General features: G+C 69.8%; 8 protein-coding genes and 1 pseudogene. 2 read left to right on the top strand and 7 right to left on the bottom strand.

Translation table 11 applies throughout. The annotated features are described in order from the left end of the window. Nucleotides 1–65: 65 nt before the first annotated feature. Entirely contained in the window at nucleotides 66–884 is an 819-nt protein-coding gene (locus tag G6024_RS07160) for an SDR family NAD(P)-dependent oxidoreductase (protein WP_067719997.1), read from the bottom strand. 11 nt (nucleotides 885–895) lie between these two features. Between G6024_RS07160 and G6024_RS07155 the strand changes: the two genes are divergently transcribed. Next, nucleotides 896–1,651, top strand: a complete 756-nt coding sequence (locus G6024_RS07155; protein WP_067716530.1) for a PaaI family thioesterase — start codon at nucleotides 896–898, stop codon at nucleotides 1,649–1,651. A gap of 28 nt (nucleotides 1,652–1,679) precedes the next feature. On the opposite strand, the gene G6024_RS07150 is transcribed toward G6024_RS07155, so the two are convergent. Both G6024_RS07150 and G6024_RS07145 read right to left on the bottom strand, forming a co-directional pair. Then, a complete protein-coding gene (locus G6024_RS07150; protein WP_067716528.1) occupies nucleotides 1,680–2,324 on the bottom strand; it encodes a TetR/AcrR family transcriptional regulator in 645 nt (214 codons plus the stop codon). 58 nt (nucleotides 2,325–2,382) lie between these two features. Beyond that, on the bottom strand, nucleotides 2,383–3,867 hold the full coding sequence (locus G6024_RS07145) for a fatty acid desaturase (protein WP_067716525.1): 1,485 nt from the start codon (nucleotides 3,865–3,867) through the stop codon (nucleotides 2,383–2,385). 240 nt (nucleotides 3,868–4,107) lie between these two features. Between G6024_RS07145 and G6024_RS07140 the strand changes: the two genes are divergently transcribed. Further along, nucleotides 4,108–5,973, top strand: a complete 1,866-nt coding sequence (locus G6024_RS07140; RefSeq protein ID WP_067716547.1) for an ABC transporter ATP-binding protein — start codon at nucleotides 4,108–4,110, stop codon at nucleotides 5,971–5,973. Nucleotides 5,974–6,173: 200 nt separating this feature from the next. On the opposite strand, the gene G6024_RS07135 is transcribed toward G6024_RS07140, so the two are convergent. The 4 genes and pseudogenes from G6024_RS07135 to G6024_RS07120 all read right to left on the bottom strand — a co-directional run. Beyond that, nucleotides 6,174–7,103 (bottom strand): SDR family oxidoreductase, encoded by a 930-nt coding sequence (locus G6024_RS07135; RefSeq protein ID WP_067716521.1) that lies wholly within the window; start codon nucleotides 7,101–7,103, stop codon nucleotides 6,174–6,176. Between the two features lie 53 nt (nucleotides 7,104–7,156). Beyond that, on the bottom strand, nucleotides 7,157–8,479 hold the full coding sequence (locus tag G6024_RS07130) for a TrpB-like pyridoxal phosphate-dependent enzyme (RefSeq protein WP_067716519.1): 1,323 nt from the start codon (nucleotides 8,477–8,479) through the stop codon (nucleotides 7,157–7,159). A 39-nt stretch (nucleotides 8,480–8,518) separates the two neighbouring features. After that, nucleotides 8,519–9,016, bottom strand: coding sequence for a GNAT family N-acetyltransferase (locus G6024_RS07125; protein ID WP_235027797.1), 498 nt, complete (start codon nucleotides 9,014–9,016; stop codon nucleotides 8,519–8,521). After that, a pseudogene (locus G6024_RS07120) lies at nucleotides 9,013–9,272 on the bottom strand (hypothetical protein); the annotation flags it as partial. The gene G6024_RS07125 and the pseudogene G6024_RS07120, both read right to left, overlap by 4 nt.

The following is a 9,272-nucleotide window of genomic DNA, read 5'->3' as shown; positions in this document are numbered from 1 at the left end:
CAAAGCCGCTTGACATCCATAGGAGCATCCGCGGCCGGGCACCGACGCGTGCGTCGCGTCGGACTTCAGTTCCCGCGCAGCGCCGTCATCCGCTTGTGGGATCCGGCCACGATCCGTCCCCGGTCGACGCCGGAGGAGAACTCGACGCCCTTGCGGTTGTTCTCGCCGCCGCAGACGTGGATCGGGCCGTTGCCGATGGACGCCAGGACCTCCTCGGCGACCTCGGTGGGCTCGCTGACGGTGAAGCCGGGCAGGTCCATGTCCAGGCCGGCGCGGATCATCGCGGGGGTGCGGACGACGCCGAGGATGACCTCGACGACGTCGACGCCGTGCTCCCGCATCTCGAGCCACAGGCCCTCGACGAAGACCCGGCTGAACGCCTTGGCCGCGGAGTACACGCTCATGTCGGCGTGGCCGAGGTAGCCGGCCATCGAGCCCATCACCACGATGCCGCCGCGGCCGCGGGCCTTGAGGGCGGGGCCGAACTGCCGGATGATCTGCATCGGCGAGGTGATGTTGAGGTCGATGACCTTCTGAACCTGGGTCATGTCGGACTCGACGAACTCGGAGCCGTACGTGTTGGCGCCGGCGTTGAGGACGAGCAGCCCCAGGTCGAGGCCCTCGCAGGCCGCGGCGATGCCCTCGGTGGCGCCGGGCTCGGTGAGGTCGACGGACACGACCCGGCACTCGACGCCCTTGGCGCGGACGGCCTCGGCGGTCTCCTCGAGGGGCCCGGCCTTGCGGGCGACGAGCACGGAGGACACGCCCTGATCGGCGAGGCGGAACGCGATCTCGGCGCCCACGCCCTCACTTCCGCCCACGACGAGGGCCCACGGGCCATAGGTAACGGGATCGAACGGCTTCGGATTGACAGGTGTCGACATACTCTAAGAGTATGACCAAACAGAGCGATCGTCCCGGATTCGGTGGAGTACCCCTCCCGGGGTTGGATCCGGACCAGTTCTCCCTCGACGCCGCGCGGAGCCGGTTCGGGGACTCCTTCGACCCGATCCCCGTCCCCGAGCTGCCGCCGGCGGACCCGGAGTTGGACCGCGCGGTGGCCGAACTGCGCAGGTTGCGGGAGGCGACGGCGGCGTTGGCGCACTCCGAGGTCGAGCTCGGGGACATCGCCGACCGCCTGGCCGAAGTCGCTGATCTGCTGGAGCCGCGAGTCCCATCGCCCTCACGTCGGCTGGAGAACATGTGGACGGGTGCCGGGACCCGTCGCTCGAACCCGGTCGGCGGGCAAGAGAACCCGATCGCCCCGCCGGTGCAGTTCCACGGCTGTGACGACGGGTCGGTGATGGCGGAGGTGACCCTCGGTCCCGTCTACCAGGGCCCGCCGGCGTGTGTCCACGGGGGGATCAGCGCGCTCGTCATCGACCACATGATGGGCTTCGCCAACCACTGGGGTGGCCGCTTCGGGATGACGGCGCACTACGAGATCGACTATCGCTCGCCCACGCCGCTGCTCCAGCCGCTGACGTTCCGGGCCTGGGTGCACGAGGTCGACGGCCGCAAGACGTGGACGCACGCCACCATCCACGCCGGCGACCGGCTGTGCGTGGAGGCGCGGGGACTGTTCCTCGAGGCGAGCGTCCCGGTGCCGGGACAGCCGGGTGCGCGGTCGACCATCGCCGACGGCGCGTAGAGCGCCCCGGCCCCGCGGGGCCGGGGGCTCACCCCTGGACGTCGACCTGAATGACCTTCTGGAGGTACGGGGCGATGACCTCGGTGAGGCCCGACGCCAGCTGGTCGGGGTCGTTGGGCGGCAGTGAGATGAAGCTGATGCCGATCCGGGCGATGATCGACGCCGCGAGCCGTGCCTGGGCTTCCTCGATGCGCATCCAGCTGTCGGACAGGGCGGGGGTGAGCACCTCGGTGGCCCGTTCGATGAGCGGCCCGGCCTCGGTCGTGATGAGGCGCAGGAGGTCCGGTTTGATGTCGCCGGTGAGCAGGGCGCGGACCAGCGGGTCGTTCCGGCTCGACAGGAGGAACCCGTTGATCCCCTCGTTCAGCGCGGTGTCGATCTGCCCCGGGTGGCGGATGATCGAGTCGCGGATCTCCCCGGCGAAGGTCTCCGACAGCTGGAGTGCGTACGCCTGGGCCAGTCCCTGACGGTTGCCGAAGGTGCTGTACAGGGTCTGCCGGCTGAGACCGGCGGCCTGGGCCACGTCGGACATGGTCACCGAGGACCAGTCGTGCGAGCCCAGCAGCTCGTGCATGGCCTCGAACACGGTGGAGCGCAGTGACCGACGCTCCCCGCGGGGGTCGCCGGGGGAGCGTCGGTCACTTGTGGGGCGGTGACGGGGCATGGTGTCCATTGTTCCTGATCCCGTGGGCCGGGCGGCGGAGGGCCGATCGGAGCCCCGCACGCGGGGGTCACTTCACGGGCAGGAAGTCCACCTTGTCGCGGACGCCGCAGTCCGAGCACCGCCAGCTGTCGGGGATGGCCGACCACGGGGTCCCGGCGGGGAAACCCTCGCGCGGCAGCCCGGCGGCCTCCGAGTAGTGGTTCCCGCAGTTGGGGCACACGTACTCACCGGTCGGTGAGGTCTGATCGGTCGCGATGTCGGTGTCCGCGACGATCTGCTCGGCGACCGCCGTCGACCCGGCGCCGTGCCGGGCGAGGATCCTCTCGCGCTTGGACGGCTGGATGTTGGCGCGGGTGATGTCGCCGTCGTAGTGGGCCAGGACGCGCTTGTCCATGACCTTGCGCCACAGCGGCGGCACGTAGGCCAGGACCATCATCGTGGCGTAGCCCGAGGGCAGCTGCGGGGCCTGCTCGAAGCTGCGCAGTACCTGGTAGCGACGCATGGGGTTGGCGTGGTGGTCGGAGTGACGCTGCAGGTGGTAGAGGAAGATGTTGGTCACCAGGTGGTCGGAGTTCCACGAGTGCTCCGGGCGGCAGCGCTGATAGCGGCCGGCGGAGGTCTTCTGGCGGAGCAGGCCGTAGTGCTCGAGGTAGTTGACGACCTCCAGCAGCGAGAAGCCGAAGACGGCCTGCACGATGAGCCACGGCGCGATCTCCCAGCCGAACACGGCGATGAGTCCGCCGAAGAGCACGACCGTCATGAGCCAGGCGTTGAGGTTGTCGTTGCGCAGGGTCCACGGGCTCTTGCCCAGCCGCCGGAGCCGCTCGGACTCCAGGTGCCAGGCCGACGTCAGCGACCCGAACACGCTGCGCGGGAGGAAGGCCCAGAACGACTCACCGAAGCGCGAGCTGGCCGGATCCTCCGGAGTGGCGACACGCGCGTGGTGTCCGCGGTTGTGCTCGATGAAGAAGTGTCCGTAGCCGGTGGTGGCCAGGGCGACCTTGGACAGCCACTTCTCGCTGCCGGCGATCTTGTGCCCGAGCTCGTGGGCGGTGTTGATCCCGATCCCGCCGGTGATCGCGACGGTCCAGGCGACGCCGATCGAGGCGGCGATCCCGAGTCCCCCGTCGTAGCCCAGCCACGACAGGTCGTCGGCGGACCAGAGGTAGGCGGCCGCGATGAGGGACGCGTACTGGAAGGGGATGTACAGGTACGTGCACCACCGGTAGAACGGGTCGGCCTCGAGCTTGTCCATGACCTCGTCGGGCGGGTTCTCACCGTCGGCGCCGACGGCGAGGTCCCCGAGGGGGATCGCGACGTAGACGAGGAAGGGGAGGAGGAACCAGGCGACGGTGGCCGCCACGCCCCAGCCGAGGGCGTTGAAGCCGGCGACGATCGGCATCGACACGAACAGACCCATCGCGGGGATGAGTCCGAGCAGCCACAGGTACCGCTTGGCGTCGGTCCACGCGTAGGGCTCGACGGCGGCGTCCGCCTCGTGGTGGGTGTGCGGTGCCCCGTCGGTGGGGCTGATGTACTCGGTGCTGGACATCGCAGACGACCTCCGGGTCAACAAGGTGTGGCGTATGCCACTGTGTTGCCCCTGACATTAGACAAATTCCCCCGCCGTGTCTAGACATCACCCCAGATTTTGTCCAAAGACCGGATCGGGGCGACGACGACGAGGAACGCCACCGCGGTCGCGGGCCGGAATACGTGGGCCCCGTGCCGGGTTGTACCGAACGGTCGTCGGGGCCCCTCTCCGGCGCGGGAGGAGTACCGCTACGTGACGATGCAGCAGGCCGCCATGCGCACGCTGATGCGGGCCGAGAACAACAACATCGCGCTGGACCGCAGTGTGTTCACCCGCGAGAACTTCCGCAGGATCGGACAGTTCGCCCGCCCGCACACCCGGCGCATCGTCTTCTTCCTGGTGCTCTCCGTCTTCGGGGCCACCCTCGCCGTGGCGACACCGCTGCTCGCCGGCCGCGTGGTCACCGCGATCGTCGAGGCCTCGCCGGTCCGGGTCGTGATCGGCCTCGCGCTCGCCATCGCCGCGATCGGGATCATCGAGGCGATCGTCGCCGTCGTCACCCGGTTGTGGTCCGCACGGATCGGGGAGGGGCTCATCCTCGACCTGCGCCGCGCGGTGTTCGACCACGTCCAGACGATGCCGGTCGCCTTTTTCATGCGCACCCGCACCGGCGCGCTGGTCAGTCGCCTCAACAACGACGTGATGGGTGCCCAGCGGGCGTTCTCGGACACGCTGTCCGGGGTCGTGTCGAACCTGGTGCAGCTCGTACTCACGTTGGCCGTGATGGCCGGTATCAACTGGCAGCTCACCGTCCTGTCCGTCCTGCTGCTGCCGATCTTCCTGTTCCCGGCCCGCTACGTGGGCAAGCGGCTCGCGCGGCTCCGCCGCGAGGCCTCGGATCTCAACGCGTCGATGAACGACCAGATGACCGAGCGGTTCAACGCCGGCGGCGCGACCCTGGTCAAGCTCTTCGGACGTCCTGAGACGGAGTCGGCGGAGTTCTCCGCCCGCGCGGGCCGGGTCCGCGGCATCGGCGTGCGAACCGCGCTGCTCATGAGTGTGTTCATGAACTCGCTGACCCTGGTGTCCACGCTGGCGCTGGCGCTCGTCTACGGGCTCGGCGGGTGGTTCGCACTCAACGGCGCTCTCGACGCGGGGTCCGTCGTGGCCCTCGCGCTGCTCCTCACCCGCCTGTACGGCCCGTTGACCTCCCTGGCCAACGCGCCGATGGACATCGTCACGGCCATCGTCAGCTTCGAGCGGGTCTTCGAGGTCCTCGACCTGGAACCGCTCATCTCCGACGCCCCTGACGCCGTCGCCATCCCGGAGGGCCCGGCGACCATCGAGTTCGACGACGTCACGTTCTCCTATCCCTCGGCGGACAAGGTCTCCCTCGCCTCGCTCGAGGAGGTCGCGGTCCTCGACACCCGCGGCGGCCAGGAGGTCCTGCACGGGATCTCCTTCCGCGCCGAACCGGGACAGATGATCGCCTTGGTCGGGTCGTCCGGCGCGGGCAAGTCCACGATCGCCTCCCTGCTGCCGCGGCTGTACGACGTCGACTCGGGTGCGGTGCGGGTGTCGGGACTCGACGTGCGTCGGGTCACCTCGTCGTCGCTGCGGCGCACGGTGGGTATGGTCACGCAGGACGGCCACCTCTTCCACGACACGATCCGCTCCAACCTCACCTTCGCGCGGCCGGAGGTCTCCGATGACCTCGTCTGGGACGCGCTGCGCCGGGCCCGGCTCGAGGATCTCGTGCGGTCGCTGCCGGACGGTCTCGACACCGTCATCGGTGATCGCGGCTACCGGCTGTCGGGAGGTGAGCGTCAGCGACTGACGATCGCGCGGCTGCTGATCGCCGCCCCGTCGGTGGTGGTGCTGGACGAGGCCACCAGTGCGTTGGACTCCACCAACGAGTCCGCCGTCCAGGAGGCGCTGAGCGAGGCGATGGCCGACCGCACCTCGTTGGTGATCGCCCACCGGTTGTCGACGGTGCGCGCCGCCGACACGATCCTGGTCCTCGAGGCCGGCCGGGTGGTCGAGTCGGGCACGCACGCCGAGCTCCTGGCCACCGGTGGTCGCTACGCGGAGCTCTACGAAACCCAGTTCGCCGACCAGGAGTGAGACGGCGCCGCCGCCCGCCCCAGCGCCACCAGTGCCGCCCGCTCCGGCCCCGCCCAGCGCTCAACGAGAAGGGCGTTCCGCACATCCATACTCGGCGGATGTGTGCGGAACGCCCTTCTCGACGGCGGGGCTCCGGCCGGGGCTCCGGCGGGGCTCCGGCGGCTGCCGGGGTGGCGGGGTGTCGCGGCGGCGGCCCTTCCTCAGCTCTCCAGGTGCAGGCCCAGCTCGCGGGCGGCGAGCGCGGCGTACTTGGAGGTCTGCTCGAAAGCCGACTCCAGGGGGTTGGCGTCGGTGACGTCCGCGATCTCGTTCCAACGCTCGGCGACGACCTCGGGGGTGCGCGCGTCGTCGGGGAGGTAGACGCCCCGCGACTCGACCATCTGGGACACGGCGAACACGCCGGCGCCGGCACCGAGGATGGTCTTGGTCGGGGCGTCCTCGCTGACCATGAACAGGGCGCCGGGGGCGATGGTCTCCGGGCCCATGATGTCGAGCACCCGCTGCGGCAGCAGATCCTCGGTCATCCGCGTGGCCGCGGTGGGGGCGATCGCGTTGACCTTGATGTTCTTCTTGGCGCCCTCGATCGCCAGGACGTTCATCAGACCGACGAGCCCGGACTTGGCGGCGCCGTAGTTGGCCTGGCCGAAGTTGCCGTAGATACCGGAGGTGGAGGCGGTCATGAGGATGCGTCCGTAGCCCGCCTCGGCCATGTGCGGCCACACGGCCTTGGTGCAGTTGACCGATCCCATGAGGTGCACCTCGACGACCTTGCGGAAGTCGTCCATCTCCATCTTGGCGAACGACTTGTCCCGCAGGATGCCGGCGTTGTTGATGAGCACGTCGATGCGGCCCCACTTGTCGATCACCGTCGACACGAGGGACGCGACGGCGGCCTCGTCGGTGATGTCGTTGCCGTCGACGATGGCCTCGCCACCGGCGGCCGTGATCTCGTCGACGACCTGCTGCGCCAGGGAGGGGGTGCCACCTTCGCCGTGGACGTCGCCGCCCAGGTCGTTGACGACGACCTTGGCGCCACGCTCTGCCAGCGCGAGCGCGTAGGCGCGGCCGAGGCCGCCGCCGGCGCCGGTGATGATCGCGACGCGGTCGGTGAAGTCGATGGTCTTGGTCATAGGGGGGCTCCTGTGATCGAGGGTGTGGAACGGTCGGGGGGTCTTCGGAGGCGTCAGCCCATCTCACCGCGGATGAAGGACTCGTACGCGGGGAGGTCGAGGAAGCCGTGACCGGAGAGGCCGATCACGATCGACGGTCCGGTGCCTGCCTCACCGGTGTGCTCACGGGCCTTGGCCATCGCACCTGCGAGGGCGTGCGTCGACTCGGGTGCGGGAACGATGCCCTCCGCCTTGGCGAACTCCACGCCCGCGGCGAACGCGACGTTCTGCTCCACCGCCATGGAATCGAGCAGGCCCAGGTGCTTGACGTGGCTGACCAGCGGCGCCATGCCGTGGTAGCGCAGGCCACCGGAATGGATGGGGTCCGGGACGAAGTCCTGACCGAGGGTGTACATCTTCATCAGAGGGGTCAGGCCGGCGACGTCACCGTGGTCGTACCGGAACTCGCCCTCGGTCAGCGAAGGGCACGCCGTGGGCTCGACAGCGATGATCTGCGTCCGCGCGCCGGCGAGGTTCTCGCGGATGAACGGGAAGGCCAACCCGGCGAGGTTGGAGCCGCCACCGGCGCAGCCGTACACGTAGTCGGGGGCGTCCTCGCCGAACATGCCCAGCTGCTTGAGGGCCTCCGCGCCGATCACGGTCTGGTGCAGACACACGTGGTTGAGCACCGACCCCAGTGAGTAGCGGGCCTCGGGGTCGCCGGCGGCCACCTCGACGGCCTCGGAGACCGCCATGCCGAGCGAACCGGGGGTGTCCGGGTCCTTGGCCAGGAACGAGCGTCCCGCCTCGGTCAGGTCCGACGGGCTCGGGTGGACCGAGGCGCCGAAGGTCTCCATGAGCATCCGGCGGTACGGCTTGGACTCGAACGAGGCCTTGACCTGCCACACCTCCACCTCGATGCCGAAGGCCTGACCGGCGAACGCCAGAGAGGCGCCCCACTGGCCGGCGCCGGTCTCGGTGGTGAGCTTGGTGATGCCCTCGGCGGCGTTGTAGTAGGCCTGTGCGACCGCGGTGTTGGGCTTGTGCGAGCCGACCGGGCTGGTGCCCTCGTATTTGTAGTAGATCCGCGCCGACGTGCCGAGCGCTTTCTCCAGGCGGCGGGCCCGGATCAGGGGCGACGGCCGCCACAGCCGGTAGATCTCCTGCACCGCCTCGGGGATCTCGATGTAGCGCTCCGGCGTGACCTCCTGCTCGATGAGGGACATCGGGAACAGCGGGGCGAGGTCCTCGGGACCGAGCGGCTCCTTGGTCCCCGGGTGCAGGTGCGGTGCCATGGGCTCGGGGAGATCGGCCTGGATGTTGTACCAGTGCGTCGGCATCTCGCTCTCCGGGAGGAGAGCCTTGACCAGCGAGCCGGAGGGAGCGTCAGACGTCATGTGTGTCCTCGGGAGGGATCGAAGGGGGTGAGCCGGGTCTCATCCTAGGAGGTCGCGCCGCATGGGGAGATGGGGGATCCGCCCATCGAGATAGTCCGGCCCGCACCGCGCGAATCCGAACTGCTCGTACCACCTCTCCAGGTAGGCCTGGGCCCCGATCTCCACGGGCCGGTCCCGGCACAGCACGAGCCCCCGGCGGATCAGCCGCGCCGCGATGCCCCGACCCCGCCAGGCGGGCGTCGTGCAGACACGTCCGATGTGCATGACCCCGTCGCCCGCGTCCGATCCGAACACCCGCAGTGTCGCGACGACCGCGCCGTCCGGTGCACGGGCCAGCAGGTGAATCGTGCCGGGATCGGCGTCGACGTCGTCGATCTCGGCGTACGGGCAGTCCTGTTCCGCGACGAAGACGTCCACACGCAGTTTGTACAGCGCGTGGACGTCCAGGGGACCCAGTTCGGGCAGGCTCGACGCGATGACCTCGAGTGCGGTGTCGTCGGCTGTGGAGTCGTCGGGGATCGGGTCCCGGTCGATCACTTGTCGGTCGCGGTCCCGTCCGTGGACGCCTCGCCGACCGGCTGGTCGTCCGAGGGCTGCGGTGCGGACCCGGCCGCCGGACCGGGTACCGCGCTGCCCGCGGCGGGGGAGGTGTCGGCGGACTGGTCCGAGGGCCCCTCGGGATCGGCGGACTCGATCGTCAGGTCCTCTCCGGTCTCTGAACCCACGGGGTCACCCGTCACGCCGGGGCCGGTCGTGGCCGCGGGCGCCGAGCCGGTCGTCTGGTCGCGCCCCT

The sequence above is a fragment of the Dietzia maris genome, assembly GCF_014144855.1.
Taxonomy (GTDB): domain Bacteria; phylum Actinomycetota; class Actinomycetes; order Mycobacteriales; family Mycobacteriaceae; genus Dietzia; species Dietzia kunjamensis.
The sequence above is the reverse complement of the archived record's forward strand: the minus strand, read 5'-3'. Positions and strand labels throughout refer to the sequence as shown.